Raw genomic sequence first — 15,023 nt, forward strand, 5'->3', positions numbered from 1 at the left:
CCTTCCAATAATTGGAGGTCAAAAACCAGGATCCCAATCTACTTCAACAATGTGAGTAGCGAGATCGACTTTCTTGATTACCTGCCCGTCGAGGAACGGAATCAACCGCTCCTTGATACCGAATGCATCTTTCAGGTTTGCTTTAACGACCATAACGTCGTTAGAACCGGTTTCCATCATATCGATGATCTTGCCCAGTTCATAACCGGCGGTAGTGACTACCTGGCAACCCATAAGGTCTTTCCAGTAATAGTCGCCATCTTCCAGTTCTGGCAACTGCGACTCTTCCACTACGATCTCGCGATTCGTTAGTGCATTTGCCGCATCTCGGTCATCAACACCTTTGATTTTGATAACCAAATCCTGATTGTGGCGCTTCCAGCTTTCTAGCTCGACATGCTGCCACTGACCAGCCTGCTGGATGAACCACGGCTGATATTCAAAAATGCTTTCGGCGTCTTCGGTGGATGAAAACACTCTGAGCCAACCGCGAATACCATAAGAAGAACCCAGTTTCCCGAGCACTACGGGATTAGTAAGTTGTTTGCTCATTGTGACCACCGCAACGGATTAAGCAGCTTTCTTAGCTTCTTTGATCAGCGCAGCAACGCGATCAGAAACAGTAGCGCCTAAACCAACCCAGTGGCTTACGCGATCCAGATCCAGACGCAGAGCTTCTGCCTGACCTGCTGCCAGCGGGTTGAAGAAGCCAACGCGCTCGATGAAACGGCCGTCACGTGCATTACGGCTGTCAGTTACTACTACTTGATAAAACGGACGCTTTTTAGCGCCGCCACGTGCTAAACGAATTGTTACCATAACATCCTCATTAGTTAATAGAACACCAGACCCCATCGAGGAACGGAGTCCGGTGTCTGTTGTTCTTAACGAACATAAAAGCCCGAAAATTTTACTCACTTTGGCGCGAAAAGCAACCGAAAGCGTACTTACGCCTCGGTTGCAGTTGCTAAAATAGGCAAACGGGGGAATTAACGACCAGGGAATCCGGGGGGCATCATACCTTTCATGCCACGCATCATTTTCGACAAGCCGCCTTTCTTCATTTTCTTCATCATACGCTGCATTTCATCAAACTGTTTAAGTAAACGGTTGACGTCCTGCACTTGCATACCAGAACCCTGCGCAATACGACGCTTGCGCGAGCCCTTGATAATTTCTGGGTTGGCACGCTCTTTTAACGTCATGGAGCTGATAATTGCTTCCATGCGCACCAAGAGTTTGTCATCCATCTGAGATTTAACATTTTCTGGCAGCTGCCCCATACCTGGCATTTTCGCCAACATCGAGGTCATACCGCCCATATTACGCATTTGCTTGAGCTGATCCATAAAATCGGTCAGATCGAAGCCGTCACCTTTCTTCAGCTTCTGTGCCAGTTTTTCAGCTTGTGCACGGTCAACTTTACTCTCAATATCTTCGATAAGTGATAGAACATCACCCATCCCCAAAATACGAGAAGCAACACGATCGGGATAGAACGGCTCCAAGGCTTCCGTTTTTTCACCGACACCTAAGAATTTGATTGGCTTTCCAGTGATATGGCGGATAGACAAAGCCGCACCGCCGCGCGCATCACCGTCGACTTTAGTCAGCACCACACCGGTTAACGGCAACGCTTCGTTAAACGCCTTGGCGGTGTTCGCCGCATCTTGACCGGTCATCGCATCGACGACAAACAGCGTTTCAACCGGATTAATCGCGGCATGAACCTGTTTGATTTCGTCCATCATCGCTTCGTCAACGTGCAATCGACCCGCGGTATCGACGATCAAAACATCATAAAATTTCTGCTTAGCGTGCTGCAATGCACGGCTAACAATCTCGATTGGCTTCTCTTTGACATCGGACGGGAAGAAATCAATTCCCACTCCCTGAGCCAAGGTTTCTAGCTGTTTGATCGCCGCAGGGCGATAAACGTCAGCGGAAACCACTAGCACTTTCTTCTTATGCTTTTCTTTAAGGAACTTGCCAAGCTTACCCACGCTGGTGGTTTTACCCGCACCTTGCAAGCCGGCCATCAAGACCACGGCTGGCGGCTGCGCAGCCAAATTCAGCTCGGTGTTCACCTCACCCATCGCGTTCGTCAGCTCGTTTTTAACGATTTTGACGAATTCTTGCCCAGGGGTCAGGCTTTTGTTCACTTCGTGCCCGACGGCACTTTCTTTAACACGATTAATGAAGTCACGAACTACCGGCAGCGCGACATCGGCTTCCAGTAATGCCATGCGAACTTCACGCAGCGTGTCTTTGATATTTTCTTCGGTCAGCCGCCCGCGGCCGCTGATGTTGCGCAATGAGCGCGACAATCGATCGCTTAAATTTTCAAACATTGTTTCTGCTCAACGTTAAGACTGGCCGTCAAGGCGACGACGTAGATGACGGCGAGTATAACACGAAGATGCCACCTTTCTCCTCCTTGCTGCGCGGATTGGTTGGAGCGTGACGCTGCTAACGCTATACTGGCCACATAATTCACCTAGCTAATGCCAAATTCACCATGCCTGCATTTGCCATATTGGCCATGATTGCCTACTTACTCAGCCTCGGATTGATTATTCCGAGTCTGGTACAAAATAACCGGGCCTACCGCCGTCTGGCGCTTTTGTTCGCCGGAATTGCGCTCATCAGCCACGCGGTTGCACTTCAAGCGCGTATTTTTGATGTCAGCACGGGTCAAAATCTCAGCCTACTGAACATCGGCTCGATCGTCAGCCTAATGATCTGTTTTGTGATGACTGTCGTGGCCTCACGCGACCGTGGCTGGTTTTTATTGCCGATCGTCTACAGCTTTGCCCTAATAAATTTGGGGCTGGCCAGCTTCGTCCCCGGCGAGTTCATCACCCATTTGGAAACTACGCCGTCGCTGATGCTCCATATTGGTTTGGCGTTATTCTCCTACGCCACGCTGATTATTGCCGCACTTTATGCTCTGCAGTTGGCGTTGTTGGACTACTTGCTGAAAAACAAAAAGCTGACATTTACTGCCGATATGCCTCCGCTAATGAGCATCGAACGTAAAATGTTTCATATTACTCAGGTTGGTGTCGTTCTGCTGACGCTAACGCTGTGTACAGGCATGTTGTATATGGACAATCTATTCAGCAAAGAAAACGTGCACAAAGCCGTACTTTCGATTCTGGCTTGGTTTGTCTATGTTTTACTGTTGTGGGGACACTTCCGTGAAGGCTGGCGTGGCCGCCGCGTCGTATGGTTCAGCCTGCTTGGCGCATTTTTACTGACAATGGCCTATTTTGGCAGCCGTCTACTACAAGAAGTCATGGTAAGCTAACTCCCCTCTCCTTTCACTCGCTCCGCACAGTGCGGGGCGAACCGTTAAATTGTTATAAGGAACACCTCCTTGGAGCACGTCTCTACGGGTACACTAATTACGATTCTGGTCATTATGGTCATCGTCTCAGCCTATTTCTCTGCCTCAGAAACGGGGATGATGACACTCAACCGCTACCGTCTCCGCCATCTCTCTAAGCAGGGATTACGTTCCGCTCGTCGTGTTGAAAAACTGCTGAAGCATCCTGACCGCCTGATTAGCCTAGTGCTAATTGGTAATAATCTCGTCAATATTTTGGCGTCAGCACTAGCCACCGTGGTAGGTATCCGCTTATATGGCGATGCAGGCGTAGCCATAGCGACCGGTGTGCTAACCTTTATTGTTCTGGTGTTTGCCGAAGTACTGCCAAAAACATTTGCTGCGCTTTACCCTGAGCGTGTTGCCTTCCCTAGCAGTGTGCTATTGCTGCCGCTACAAAAAATCATGATGCCGCTAGTATGGCTGCTCAATGGCATCACACGTATTTTGCTACGACTATGTGGAATTCGCTCTACCGCACACCCTAGCGACGCAGTTAGCAAAGATGAGCTACGTTCCATCGTAAATGAATCAAACTCCCAGATATCGCGCCGTAATCAGGACATGTTGATATCGGTACTCGATCTCGAAAAAGTGACCGTAGATGACATCATGGTGCCGCGTAATGAAATTGTCGGCATTGATATCAACGATGACTGGAAATCAATCCTGCGCCAGCTCACCCACTCACCACATGGGCGTATTGTGCTTTATCGTGGTTCTTTGGATGACTCCATTGGTATGCTGCGCGTGCGAGAAGCCTATCGATTAATGATCGAGAAAAAAGAGTTCAATAAAGAAAATTTGCTACGCGCTGCCGATGAAATTTATTACATCCCCGAAAGTACTCATCTCAGCGTCCAGCTCCTCAAGTTTCAGCGCAACAAAGAAAAAATGGGGATCGTGGTTGACGAATATGGCGATATCAAAGGATTAGTTTCAGTAGAAGATATTCTGGAAGAGATCGTCGGTGATTTCACGACCTCAATGTCACCTTCGCTCGCCGAAGAAGTCATGCCGCAAAGCGATGGCTCCGTATTGGTTGATGGCACCGCAAATATTCGCGAACTTAATAAAGCGTTTAACTGGACGCTACCCGCCGATGGCCCACGCACCATGAACGGTATGCTGCTTGAAGAACTGGAAGATATTCCGCTGCCCGGCGCCCACGTCAACATAGGCCCTTATCATATTCAAATCCTCGATGTGCAGGACAATATGATCAAACAGGTGCGCGTTTCTTCCGTAAAGCGCAAGAAAGCAGACGAAGAGAGCGAACGCTATAGTTCGTGATAAAACCAGATTGAAAAAAGGCGCTGAACGCGCCTTTTTCGTATCGTACACTGAGAGAAAACAAAACTAGATATGCAATTCAGCCAATTTTTCTTTTGGCAGAGCCAGATCGTCGTTGTGATTAACCCCAACACCTTTCTCTAAGATATGACGAGCAATGTCATGTGCCTCTTGCAACGAATGCATAGAGAAAGTACCGCACTGGTATTTATTAAGTTCAGGGATCTTACGCTGATCGGTGACTTTCAACACGTCTTCCATTGCCGCTTTCCAAGCATCCGCAACGCGAGATTCTTCAGGCGTACCAATCAGGCTCATGTAAAAACCAGTACGACAGCCCATTGGCGAAATGTCGATGATCTCAACGCCGTTACCGTTCAGATGATCGCGCATGAAGCCTGCAAACAGGTGCTCCAGAGTATGGATACCACGCTCAGGTAGGATCTCTTGGTTCGGATGACAGAAACGTAAATCGAAAACTGTGATGTTATCGCCGTGCGGAGTTTTCATGTTCTTTGCAACACGCACCGCAGGTGCCGCCATACGCGTATGGTCTACAGTAAAGCTATCCAGTAGTGGCATTTCGTCACCTCCTCATAAAAAAATGATTTTTTTTTCGGTTTTATGAAACCTTTTCTAACTCAGCGAGTCTGAATATATGAAAGACGCGCATTTGTTATCATCATCCCTGCTACAGAGATGCTATTTTGGCCACAGGTATTGTGGCCTTTTTCTTTTCTAGCGCCCAGCGTGAAGATGCAGATACTCTTCAAACCCCATCGCACCCGGCATCGAATCCTGAGCTTCCATCTGAGCCTGACGTTTAATCGACTCTTCTACCTGCTGATGAAGCTGTGCTTCGCTCAAGACTTCCAAAGGCTGTGAACTGAGCTCCTGCCGATAACGCTCCGACAGTTCTCGCCCAAAACCACCAACGCCTTTTTCCATCATCTGCTCCAGCACCTGAGCAGAATATGTCAACGATGCATCATCAAAACCGGCTACCAGCTTAGTGCAAACTTGCTGATATTGCTTATTCCCATTAATGCTATCTAATACTTCTGCAACGCGCTGCAAATCAGCAAAGAGCTCTTTGCCAACTTTTGCCAGTGGCTGGCGTTGATCATTACAGCCGATACCGATCGTTTGTCCCGGCTTACGTCCTTCAAGGATCACGCGGTTCCAATTCTTACGAGTACACAGTAGCTCATCGCTGCTCATCTCTGGCGCATCAGCCAGCACACACCAGATCAGGAAAAGATCCAAGAAACGGGACTGATCCGCATTCACACCAATCGCGGTAAACGGATTGATATCTAATGAGCGCACTTCAATATATTCAATCCCACCGCGAAGTAATGCATCGGATGGCGACTCATCGCCTTTGGTGACGCGTTTAGGCCTAATCGGCGCATACAGCTCATTTTCGATCTGCAATACATTCGCATTCAGTTGACGATAGCGACCATCCACTTTTACACCAAGCTTAGCAAACTCAGCAGACGGGGTATGGATTGCCTTTTTCAGTGCCGTCACATAATCCGGCAGATTATTAAAGGTAATCCCTAAATCGTTTTGTGATTTATTGGTATAACCTAAATCACTCAGACGCAATGAGGTTGCATAAGGCAAATACAGCATATGCCCGTTCTGTTCGAATGGGATATTGGTTTCACGACCGTTCAAAAATGAAGAACAGATGGCCGGCGAAGCCCCAAATAAATAAGGAATCACCCAACCAAAGCGATAATAGTTGCGGATTAAGCGGAAATAGCCTGCAGATATCTGCTCTTTGCCGCTTTCAGCATCTTCTACGCCCGCCCACTCACGCCAGAACTCTATCGGCAGAGAGAAATTATAATGCACGCCAGAGATCGTCTGCATCAGCGCACCGTAGCGATTTTTCAAACCTTCACGGTACAAGGTCTTAAATTGACCTACGTTAGAGGTACCGTACTGCGCTAGCACGATATCTTCTTCCTTGCTGATAAAGCACGGCATACTCATTGGCCACATGCGTTCTGACCCCAGATTTCTCGCCACATAGCGATGAATATCGGTGAGGAAGGAAAGCATGTGATCGATGCTGGCATCCACCGGAGTAATAAACTCCAGCAAAGACTCGGCAAAGTCAGTGGTAATCCATGGGTGAGTTAGCGCCTTACCCAGCGCTTCTGGATGACCAGAGGCAGCCAATTGGCCCTCTGGGGTTACGCGGAGCGTTTCACGCTCAATACCGCGTCGAATTCCGTTAAGGGCATCTGGATGTGATTCCAGCCAAGTCAGGGCTTTAGATACGTCCGGGATCAAGTCGACCTCCCGCTAATCAAATAATAACTGCCAGCATTTATGTTCTGCCGCTGAGCGTTTCCGCCTTCGCTTATGACCACCATGACATACCTTGCAGCGTCAGCCATGCCAACGCAACATAACGTACCGCTTTCCCAATACTGAGATAAAACGCTACAGGTACCCACGGCATTCGCAGCCAACCTGCTAACACACAGAGTAAATCACCAATGATAGGCACCCAACTGAGCAGCAAGGTAACCGCGCCATAGCGTTGTAACCAGCGTAGCGACAGCTGTACCCCCCGCTGCGGTTTCACGTCCGGCAGCAGACGACCAATGATGACATTTGTTAATCCGCCCAGAATATTGCCAACGATCGCTGTCAGCACTAACCACCACGGAGAAACCTGCCCAGCTAATAGAAAGGCAGTTAAAACAATTTCTGAATTTCCTGGCAATAGCGTTGCACTAGTAAAACTACTGGCAAACATTGCGCCCAATGTCAGGAAAGAATTCATTACAGCTTGCGCACATCCACCCACGCCATATTTGCGCGTTGGGCTGCCTGAATACCAAAATCTGCATCTTCAAATACGACACAGTCTTTAGGCGAAACGCCAATCAGCTCAGCGCAACGTAAAAAAGTATCCGGCTCAGGCTTATGCCGAGTCACATCATCGGCACCAACAATAGCCTGAAAACAGTTATGCAGCCCTAAATGGCGCAGTAAGGCATCCGCCATCCGATGCTCACTACCGGTACCCACCGCCATTGGTTTTTTGCCTTTATAGGCCAGCACAACGTCAATCAGCGGAAGCGGCTTCACGCTATCCAACAACATGCTTTCTACCGCGGCAGTTTTCAATGCTGCAAGATGATGAGGATCCATATCAGCTTGATTGTTCTCAATAATTATCTGGGCAATACGCCAGGTAGGAGACCCATTCAGTGCTACCATCGCATTTTCATCGTAGGTCATCCCATATTGACCAAGAACCTGCCGCCAAGCCCGACGGTGCGTCGGCTCCGTGTCGAGCAGAGTGCCATCCATATCAAAAATCAGTCCTTGAAAGCGATCGTACATTGATTGCCACTCCGTAACGATGGTGAATATATGGAAAGTTACTTTAACGCAAAGCTATTACGTTGTCGCTCTGAGAGTTTCAAGGTGAATTAATTGAAAAGCCAACGAATATAAGGAAAAAACAGGAAGAAAAGGACATACAGAACAGATTTCGGATAAAAAAAAACCTCGTCAATGACGAGGTCTTAAGATGACATATCTGGGAGGTTATTCGGCGCAAGCGCCTCACTCTCTTAGTGTCATCAGTTTCTCTCACCGTCATGCAACAAAGCATAACCCGTCAAAGAAACCAAATATGGTGCACCCAGGAAGATGACTCGACGCTAGCGTCTCGCCCTTCGGGCCGTTGCTAAGCAACGTTATCTTCCCTTGTGCTACCGGCAATACTTAACCACTGTGCAATTCTGCACTCGCGACAAGCATTGTGAAATATGGTGCACCCAGGAAGATTCGAACTTCCGACCGCTCGGTTCGTAGCCGAGTACTCTATCCAGCTGAGCTATGGGTGCACAGAATACTACTGATATCGTGACACTGAGAAATCATCGCATCACAACAAAATAGGTGCACCCAGGAAGATGACTCGACGCTAGCGTCTCGCCCTACGGGCCGTTGCTAAAGCAACGTTATCTTCCCTTGTGCTACCGACAACACCTAACCACCATGCAATCCTGCATTCGCGATAAGCATTGTGAAATATGGTGCACCCAGGAAGATTCGAACTTCCGACCGCTCGGTTCGTAGCCGAGTACTCTATCCAGCTGAGCTATGGGTGCACAGGATACTACTGATATCGTGACACTGAGAAATCACCGCATCACAACAAAATATGGTGCACCCAGGAAGATTCGAACTTCCGACCGCTCGGTTCGTAGCCGAGTACTCTATCCAGCTGAGCTATGGGTGCACAGGATACTACTGATATCGTGACGCTAATAAATCATCGCATCACAACAAAATATGGTGCACCCAGGAAGATTCGAACTTCCGACCGCTCGGTTCGTAGCCGAGTACTCTATCCAGCTGAGCTATGGGTGCAAAATGGCGGTGAGGCGGGGATTCGAACCCCGGATGCAGCTTTTGACCGCATACTCCCTTAGCAGGGGAGCGCCTTCAGCCTCTCGGCCACCTCACCTTACGCATATCTTTCGATGCGTGCTGACTAACTTTGTTTAAGCTCATCGGCACTGCGTGGCGCACATATTACTTTCTGGGGTTTATAAGTCAAACATTTTTTCGAGACTCTGATTCGTTTGTGTAAAACACAGTCAAAAAGCACGATTTTAAGGCAAGCTGTTGATTTAATAATCACGAAATGGGTATGTAAAACCACAAAATCCAGTCATGGTATCGACAGAAAAAAGTAAACGTGAGCGAATCTGGCAGTGGCAAAACAGAAAGAGGGGAAAAAAAATATGAAGAGAGACAGAGTTTACTGCGAAGAATAGTCGGGGTAGCGTTAGCGCCCCGTATAAACACGGGACGCTACACTAGGATTAGTAAGTCGTCTGTTGAGACTTTTCAGCCTGAATACGTTGGTAAATCTCTTCACGATGGACAGAAACCTCTTTCGGAGCATTCACCCCGATGCGAACTTGGTTTCCTTTAACACCTAATACAGTGACCGTTACCTCATCACCAATCATGAGGGTTTCACCCACTCGACGAGTCAAAATTAGCATTCTTTGCTCCTTGAAAGATTAATTAGAGTCGGGTCTCTCAGTTTCCCCGCCATTATCCATCATCTATTGTGAAAACGTAACCTATAACAAGTTCATAATGTGTAAGCAGATTAGGCTGAACCACACTGTATGTACAAGTTTAGTCCAAATGGTATACACCGTAGTAATTTTTATAACAAGCATGTTAACTAAAAAACAAAAAACGCCATACCTGACAATAAGATATGGCGTTTGTTTATCAAGCTATTCTAAATTACAGCTTATCGGCAACCCAAGCTTCGACGCCAGCCAGAGCCTGAGGTAATGCAGTAGCATCACTACCACCCGCCATCGCCATATCAGGACGTCCACCGCCCTTACCACCGACCTGCTGAGCAACCATACCGATCAGCTCGCCAGCTTTCACCTTATCAGTCAGATCCTTGGTCACACCTGCAACCAAGCTCACTTTACCTTCCGCAGTCGTCGCCAGAACCACCACGCCTGAGCCAAGCTGGTTCTTCAGGTCATCGACCATGGTACGCAGCATTTTGGCTTCAACGTTGTCCAGTTGGCTCACTAACAGCTTCACGCCCTTAACATCAACGGCTTTGCTAGAAAGTGAAGCACTCTCCTGTGCAGCCTGCTGATCTTTAAGCTGCTGTAGCTCTTTTTCCAACTGACGTGTTTTATCCATCACTGCACGGATTTTTTCCGCGACGCTATGAGCATCGCTCTTCACTAACGATGCCGCTTCACGCAAAGCATCAGCATCCTGATGCATAACGGCAATCGCACCTTCGCCAGTGACGGCTTCGATACGACGCACGCCAGCCGCAGTACCCGCTTCAGACGTGATACGGAACAGGCCAATATCGCCGGTCTGACGCGCATGAGTACCGCCACAAAGCTCAGTTGAGAAATCACCCATACTCAGCACGCGAACGCTTTCATCGTATTTCTCACCGAACAACGCCATAGCCCCCTTCGCTTTCGCGTCTTCGAGATCCATGATGTTAGTTTCGATTGGCAAATTACGACGAATTTGCGCGTTGACGATATCTTCTACTTGACGAATTTGCTCAGGTTTCATCGCTTCAAAATGAGAGAAGTCGAAACGCAGGTTGCGATCGCTCACCAGAGAGCCTTTTTGCGAGACATGATCGCCCAGTACCTGACGCAGCGCAGCGTGCAGCAAATGAGTCGCTGAGTGGTTCAAACGGATGCGACTACGACGAGCTTCATCGATAGTGGCCTCAACGCTATCTCCCACCTTCACAGAGCCCTGTGCAACTTTGCCCTGATGACCAATTGCTTGACCGTATTTTTGAGTGTCGGTCACAACAAAACTTACGCCCTGTGCAGTCAATTCGCCTTTATCGCCAACCTGACCGCCTGATTCTGCATAGAATGGCGTTTCGTTCAGAACAACTACGCCTTCTTCGCCTGCATTCAGAACGTCAACGGCCTGACCATCGCGGAACAGTGCGGTAACGCTCGAATGCTGCTGGTTATGATCGTAACCAGAGAACTTAGAGGCACCATCGACACGGATCATGCTGTTATAGTCAGCGCCAAAACCGCTAGACTCACGCGCACGACGACGTTGCTCTTCCATTGCACGCTCAAAGCCAATTTCATCCACTTTCAGATTACGCTCACGGCATACGTCAGCGGTCAAATCCAGAGGGAAACCATAGGTGTCATACAGACGGAAAGCCGTTTCTCCATCCAGCGTATCGCCGCTCAGTTTGGACAGTTCATCGTCCAACAGCGCCAAACCACGCTCCAGAGTACGAGCAAACTGCTCTTCCTCAGTTTTCAGAACCTGTTCAACCATTGACTGCTGGCGTTTCAACTCATCGGCGGCTGGCCCCATCACTTCGATTAGCGGTGCAACCAGCTTGTAGAAGAAGGTCTCTTTTGCACCCACCATATTACCGTGGCGCACAGCGCGGCGGATGATACGACGTAGCACATAACCGCGGCCTTCGTTAGAAGGCAGTACGCCGTCAGAAACCAAGAACGCGCAGGAGCGAATATGGTCGGCAATGACGCGCAACGATTTGCTAGACAGATCGGTAGCACCGGTCACTTTTGCCGTAGCGGCAATCAGCGTGCGGAACAAGTCGATATCATAGTTGGAATTAACGTGTTGCAGCACAGCAGCAATACGCTCCAATCCCATGCCGGTATCAACTGACGGCTTAGGCAGTGGCAACATTGTGCCATCTGACTGGCGGTTGAACTGCATGAAGACGATGTTCCAGATCTCAATGTAGCGATCGCCATCTTCTTCAGCGCTACCAGGAGGCCCACCCCAGATATGGTCACCGTGATCGTAGAAAATCTCAGTGCATGGACCACAAGGACCGGTATCCCCCATCTGCCAGAAGTTATCTGAAGCAAACGGTGCGCCTTTGTTATCACCGATACGAATAATACGTTCGCGTGGAACACCCACTTCGTCAGCCCAGATATTGAAGGCTTCGTCGTCGGTTTCGTAAACGGTCACCCACAGTTTTTCTTTCGGCAAATTGAACCAGTTTTCACCGGTCAGCAATTCCCATGCAAACTGAATTGCATCATGCTTGAAATAATCGCCGAAGCTGAAGTTACCCAGCATTTCGAAGAAAGTATGGTGACGCGCGGTATACCCGACGTTTTCCAAATCGTTATGTTTACCACCCGCACGAACACAACGTTGAGACGTTGTCGCGCGGCTGTAGCTGCGTTTATCGATGCCGAGGAATACATCCTTGAATTGATTCATACCTGCGTTAGTGAACAACAACGTTGGGTCGTTGTTCGGAACCAGAGAGCTACTCTCTACTATCTGGTGCCCTTTACTATGGTAGAAATCGAGAAACGCTTGACGGATCTCAGCGGTACTCTTGCTCATAATTGTCCCGGAGTCAGGCTAAAAGAACTGTAGTGAACAGACCCTCTCGCAATTGACTGCAAGTCGGTCGCACACAAACATAAAGTGGGAATAAGATAAATTTTCTTCACTGCGAAGTAAAATCCCGCGTGCATTCAATCCGACAAATTGGAGAAAACAGCGTAAATTTCTTCCTGAAAGAAGCCTCGGTACAATAAAAATCGCTGCACCTTTGCTTTTTCTTTCCATTCTTGGGGGAGAGTTTGACCAAACTTACGATGCGCAGTTTGTTTCGCCAATGCACACCAGTCGATATCTGACGACGCAAAAGCATCATGGATAAGCTCGCGAGCAATACCTTTCATTCCTAGCTCTTGCTGAATTCTTTGTACTCCGTACCCTTTTTGGCTACGCATCACAAGATAACGTTCAGCAAAACGGCGATCGTCCAGCCAATGATGTTCGTGGCAATAGGCGATAGCTTGTTCAACGTCTTCTTCAGAAACGTCTTGCGCCGCAAGTTTGCGGCGCAATTCAGTTTCGCTATGGTCACGTTGAGCAAGTAACCGCATCGCCCGATTCAGTGTTTCAGTCACTAATTCGTTCCTCGAAGCGGTTCTTTATGCCGTTGAGTGCGGCATATTCTCTCAAACAACACGTGATTATGCGTCGTCTTCCAGTAGCTCTTCATCAGCAGAAGGCTTGTGGTTAGCATTCTCTGCCGCTGCATGACTCAACAACAGTTCACGCAGTTTAGTATCTAACTCGGCACGAATTGCAGGGTTTTCCTGCAGGTACTTCATGGAGTTTGATTTACCCTGACCAATCTTGTCACCGTTGTAGGCATACCAAGCACCGGATTTATCTACCAGCTTGTGTTTAACGCCCAGATCGATCAGCTCGCTTTCTTTAGAGATACCAGCACCGTAAAGGATCTGGAACTCAGCCTGACGGAATGGAGGTGCTACCTTGTTTTTTACCACTTTCACACGGGTTTCATTACCCACAACTTCATCGCCGTCTTTAATCGCGCCGATACGACGGATATCCAAACGAACAGAAGAGTAAAACTTCAGTGCATTACCACCAGTGGTAGTTTCTGGGTTACCGAACATCACACCGATCTTCATACGGATCTGGTTGATGAAAATCACCAAGCAGTTTGCATTCTTGATGTTAGCGGTCAGTTTACGCAGCGCCTGAGACATCAAACGCGCCTGCAAACCAACGTGAGAGTCGCCCATCTCGCCTTCGATTTCTGCTTTAGGCGTCAGCGCAGCTACGGAGTCAACGACGATGACATCAACCGCGCCAGAACGAACCAGAGCGTCACAAATTTCTAACGCTTGCTCACCGGTATCTGGCTGAGAGATCAGAAGATCGTCTACTTGAACCCCTAATTTGCCTGCGTAGATTGGGTCTAACGCATGCTCGGCATCGATAAACGCACAGGTTTTACCGGCAGCCTGAGCGCTAGCGATCACAGACAGAGTCAGCGTCGTTTTACCGGAGGATTCTGGCCCAAAGATTTCAACCACACGCCCCATCGGCAAACCGCCAATGCCCAGAGCAACGTCCAGACTCAGAGAACCTGTAGATACAGAATCAATATCCAACGTCTGGGTATCACCAAGACGCATAATAGAACCTTTACCAAACTGCTTTTCAATCTGGCCTAACGCAGCGGCTAGAGCCCTTTGTTTGTTCTCGTCCATCTGTTACTCCATGCATAGCGAACCTGAAATTGGTGTTGATTATACTGTATAGTCATACAGTATCAAGTGTGATTAAAGAAATTTTTCAATTAACACACGAAGAGCAAACTCTGCCGCCAGCTGACGTACTTGTAAACGTCCCCCAGGGAAATATTGACGAATAGCATAAGCGCGCCCGTCTTTAGCCGCAAAACCGAACCAAACGGTTCCCACAGGCTTAGCCACCGAACCACCGTCAGGGCCCGCAATTCCGCTGACAGAAACAGCAAAGTCGGCATGGGCCACTTTCAATGCCCCCTGCGCCATCTCATTCACCACGGCCTCACTGACCGCACCATAAAGCTGTAATGATTCATGAGTGACGCCCAGCATCTCGTGCTTAGCCTCATTACTGTAGGTGACGTAACCGCGCTCAAAATAGGAAGAACTGCCGCTGATATCCGTAATCGCTTTGGCGATTAATCCGCCGGTACAAGACTCGGCGCAGGTCAACGTAGCACCGATTCCCTTTAGGCGCTCCCCCAGCGTCACGCTCAATTCAAGTAACACATCGTCCGTCATGTATTATTCCTTTGTACGGTGAGAATCGGTTTTTGATGTTAGCACTTTCCTTCAAACAATGTGCTCAGATGTGCGGTGGGGAAAACTGAAAATGCGTAGAGGATTCCATTTACCAATAATAAGAAAATATTGCCTCCTCCATTAGAGGA

Annotated in this window: 14 protein-coding genes and 5 tRNA genes; 2 read left to right on the forward strand and 17 right to left on the reverse strand. The window is 48.6% G+C overall.

Annotation, left to right across the window (positions count from 1 at the left end; all coding sequences use genetic code 11):
- Positions 1-18: 18 nt before the first annotated feature.
- The 3 genes from rimM to ffh all read right to left on the reverse strand — a co-directional run bounded on the left by rimM (position 19) and on the right by ffh (position 2,351).
- Positions 19-552, reverse strand: a complete 534-nt coding sequence (gene rimM / locus M988_RS16095; protein ID WP_020303496.1) for a ribosome maturation factor RimM — start codon at positions 550-552, stop codon at positions 19-21.
- 18 nt (positions 553-570) lie between these two features.
- Complete coding sequence (gene rpsP, locus M988_RS16100) at positions 571-819, reverse strand: 30S ribosomal protein S16 (protein ID WP_008815161.1); 249 nt, start codon at positions 817-819, stop codon at positions 571-573.
- A 170-nt stretch (positions 820-989) separates the two neighbouring features.
- Positions 990-2,351 (reverse strand): signal recognition particle protein, encoded by a 1,362-nt coding sequence (ffh, locus tag M988_RS16105; protein ID WP_008815160.1) that lies wholly within the window; start codon positions 2,349-2,351, stop codon positions 990-992.
- Positions 2,352-2,518: 167 nt separating this feature from the next.
- Here ffh and M988_RS16110 point away from each other — a divergent pair, with 167 nt between their 5' ends.
- Positions 2,519-3,310 carry a cytochrome C assembly family protein gene (locus M988_RS16110; protein ID WP_004090624.1) on the forward strand — a complete coding sequence of 264 codons (792 nt, stop codon included), beginning with the start codon at positions 2,519-2,521 and terminating at the stop codon, positions 3,308-3,310.
- A gap of 69 nt (positions 3,311-3,379) precedes the next feature.
- Complete coding sequence (locus M988_RS16115; RefSeq protein WP_008815159.1) at positions 3,380-4,681, forward strand: HlyC/CorC family transporter; 1,302 nt, start codon at positions 3,380-3,382, stop codon at positions 4,679-4,681.
- 66 nt (positions 4,682-4,747) lie between these two features.
- Here M988_RS16115 and luxS read toward each other — a convergent pair whose 3' ends face one another.
- The 14 genes from luxS to pncC all read right to left on the reverse strand — a co-directional run bounded on the left by luxS (position 4,748) and on the right by pncC (position 14,874).
- Positions 4,748-5,263 carry an S-ribosylhomocysteine lyase gene (gene luxS / locus M988_RS16120; RefSeq protein ID WP_064574982.1) on the reverse strand — a complete coding sequence of 172 codons (516 nt, stop codon included), beginning with the start codon at positions 5,261-5,263 and terminating at the stop codon, positions 4,748-4,750.
- Between the two features lie 156 nt (positions 5,264-5,419).
- Positions 5,420-6,991: a glutamate--cysteine ligase gene (gene gshA / locus M988_RS16125; RefSeq protein WP_008815158.1), complete on the reverse strand. Its 1,572-nt coding sequence runs from the start codon at positions 6,989-6,991 to the stop codon at positions 5,420-5,422.
- Positions 6,992-7,061: 70 nt separating this feature from the next.
- The gene (locus M988_RS16130; RefSeq protein ID WP_008815157.1) at positions 7,062-7,490 is read right to left on the reverse strand and encodes a YqaA family protein; all 429 of its coding nucleotides are present in this window, start codon (positions 7,488-7,490) and stop codon (positions 7,062-7,064) included.
- Positions 7,490-8,056: a fructose-1-phosphate/6-phosphogluconate phosphatase gene (yqaB, locus tag M988_RS16135; RefSeq protein ID WP_064574984.1), complete on the reverse strand. Its 567-nt coding sequence runs from the start codon at positions 8,054-8,056 to the stop codon at positions 7,490-7,492. The genes M988_RS16130 and yqaB overlap by 1 nt, the downstream gene beginning before the upstream one ends.
- A gap of 432 nt (positions 8,057-8,488) precedes the next feature.
- A tRNA-Arg gene (locus M988_RS16140) sits at positions 8,489-8,565 on the reverse strand.
- 190 nt (positions 8,566-8,755) lie between these two features.
- Positions 8,756-8,832 (reverse strand) — tRNA-Arg (locus M988_RS16145).
- 54 nt (positions 8,833-8,886) lie between these two features.
- Positions 8,887-8,963, reverse strand: a tRNA-Arg gene (locus M988_RS16150).
- A 54-nt stretch (positions 8,964-9,017) separates the two neighbouring features.
- Positions 9,018-9,094, reverse strand: a tRNA-Arg gene (locus M988_RS16155).
- 4 nt (positions 9,095-9,098) lie between these two features.
- A tRNA-Ser gene (locus M988_RS16160) sits at positions 9,099-9,191 on the reverse strand.
- A 361-nt stretch (positions 9,192-9,552) separates the two neighbouring features.
- Positions 9,553-9,738: a carbon storage regulator CsrA gene (gene csrA, locus M988_RS16165; protein WP_004091602.1), complete on the reverse strand. Its 186-nt coding sequence runs from the start codon at positions 9,736-9,738 to the stop codon at positions 9,553-9,555.
- 253 nt (positions 9,739-9,991) lie between these two features.
- Positions 9,992-12,619 (reverse strand): alanine--tRNA ligase, encoded by a 2,628-nt coding sequence (gene alaS / locus M988_RS16170; protein WP_008815155.1) that lies wholly within the window; start codon positions 12,617-12,619, stop codon positions 9,992-9,994.
- Between the two features lie 134 nt (positions 12,620-12,753).
- Positions 12,754-13,194 carry a recombination regulator RecX gene (gene recX, locus M988_RS16175; protein ID WP_008815154.1) on the reverse strand — a complete coding sequence of 147 codons (441 nt, stop codon included), beginning with the start codon at positions 13,192-13,194 and terminating at the stop codon, positions 12,754-12,756.
- A 66-nt stretch (positions 13,195-13,260) separates the two neighbouring features.
- On the reverse strand, positions 13,261-14,313 hold the full coding sequence (gene recA, locus M988_RS16180; RefSeq protein ID WP_004091607.1) for a recombinase RecA: 1,053 nt from the start codon (positions 14,311-14,313) through the stop codon (positions 13,261-13,263).
- A 72-nt stretch (positions 14,314-14,385) separates the two neighbouring features.
- The gene (gene pncC / locus M988_RS16185) at positions 14,386-14,874 is read right to left on the reverse strand and encodes a nicotinamide-nucleotide amidase (protein ID WP_008815153.1); all 489 of its coding nucleotides are present in this window, start codon (positions 14,872-14,874) and stop codon (positions 14,386-14,388) included.
- Between the last annotated feature and the right edge of the window lie 149 nt (positions 14,875-15,023).

The organism is Hafnia paralvei ATCC 29927 (assembly GCF_001655005.1).
GTDB classification, from domain to species: Bacteria; Pseudomonadota; Gammaproteobacteria; order Enterobacterales; family Enterobacteriaceae; genus Hafnia; species Hafnia paralvei.

Coding starts and splice junctions, on each gene's coding strand:
- rimM (WP_020303496.1), bottom strand. CDS start 552: ATGAGCAAACAACTTACTAATCCCGTAGTGCTCGGGAAACTGGGTTCT.
- M988_RS16110 (WP_004090624.1), top strand. CDS start 2,519: ATGCCTGCATTTGCCATATTGGCCATGATTGCCTACTTACTCAGCCTC.
- alaS (WP_008815155.1), bottom strand. CDS start 12,619: ATGAGCAAGAGTACCGCTGAGATCCGTCAAGCGTTTCTCGATTTCTAC.
- M988_RS16130 (WP_008815157.1), bottom strand. CDS start 7,490: ATGAATTCTTTCCTGACATTGGGCGCAATGTTTGCCAGTAGTTTTACT.
- luxS (WP_064574982.1), bottom strand. CDS start 5,263: ATGCCACTACTGGATAGCTTTACTGTAGACCATACGCGTATGGCGGCA.
- yqaB (WP_064574984.1), bottom strand. CDS start 8,056: ATGTACGATCGCTTTCAAGGACTGATTTTTGATATGGATGGCACTCTG.
- pncC (WP_008815153.1), bottom strand. CDS start 14,874: ATGACGGACGATGTGTTACTTGAATTGAGCGTGACGCTGGGGGAGCGC.
- ffh (WP_008815160.1), bottom strand. CDS start 2,351: ATGTTTGAAAATTTAAGCGATCGATTGTCGCGCTCATTGCGCAACATC.
- rpsP (WP_008815161.1), bottom strand. CDS start 819: ATGGTAACAATTCGTTTAGCACGTGGCGGCGCTAAAAAGCGTCCGTTT.
- csrA (WP_004091602.1), bottom strand. CDS start 9,738: ATGCTAATTTTGACTCGTCGAGTGGGTGAAACCCTCATGATTGGTGAT.
- recA (WP_004091607.1), bottom strand. CDS start 14,313: ATGGACGAGAACAAACAAAGGGCTCTAGCCGCTGCGTTAGGCCAGATT.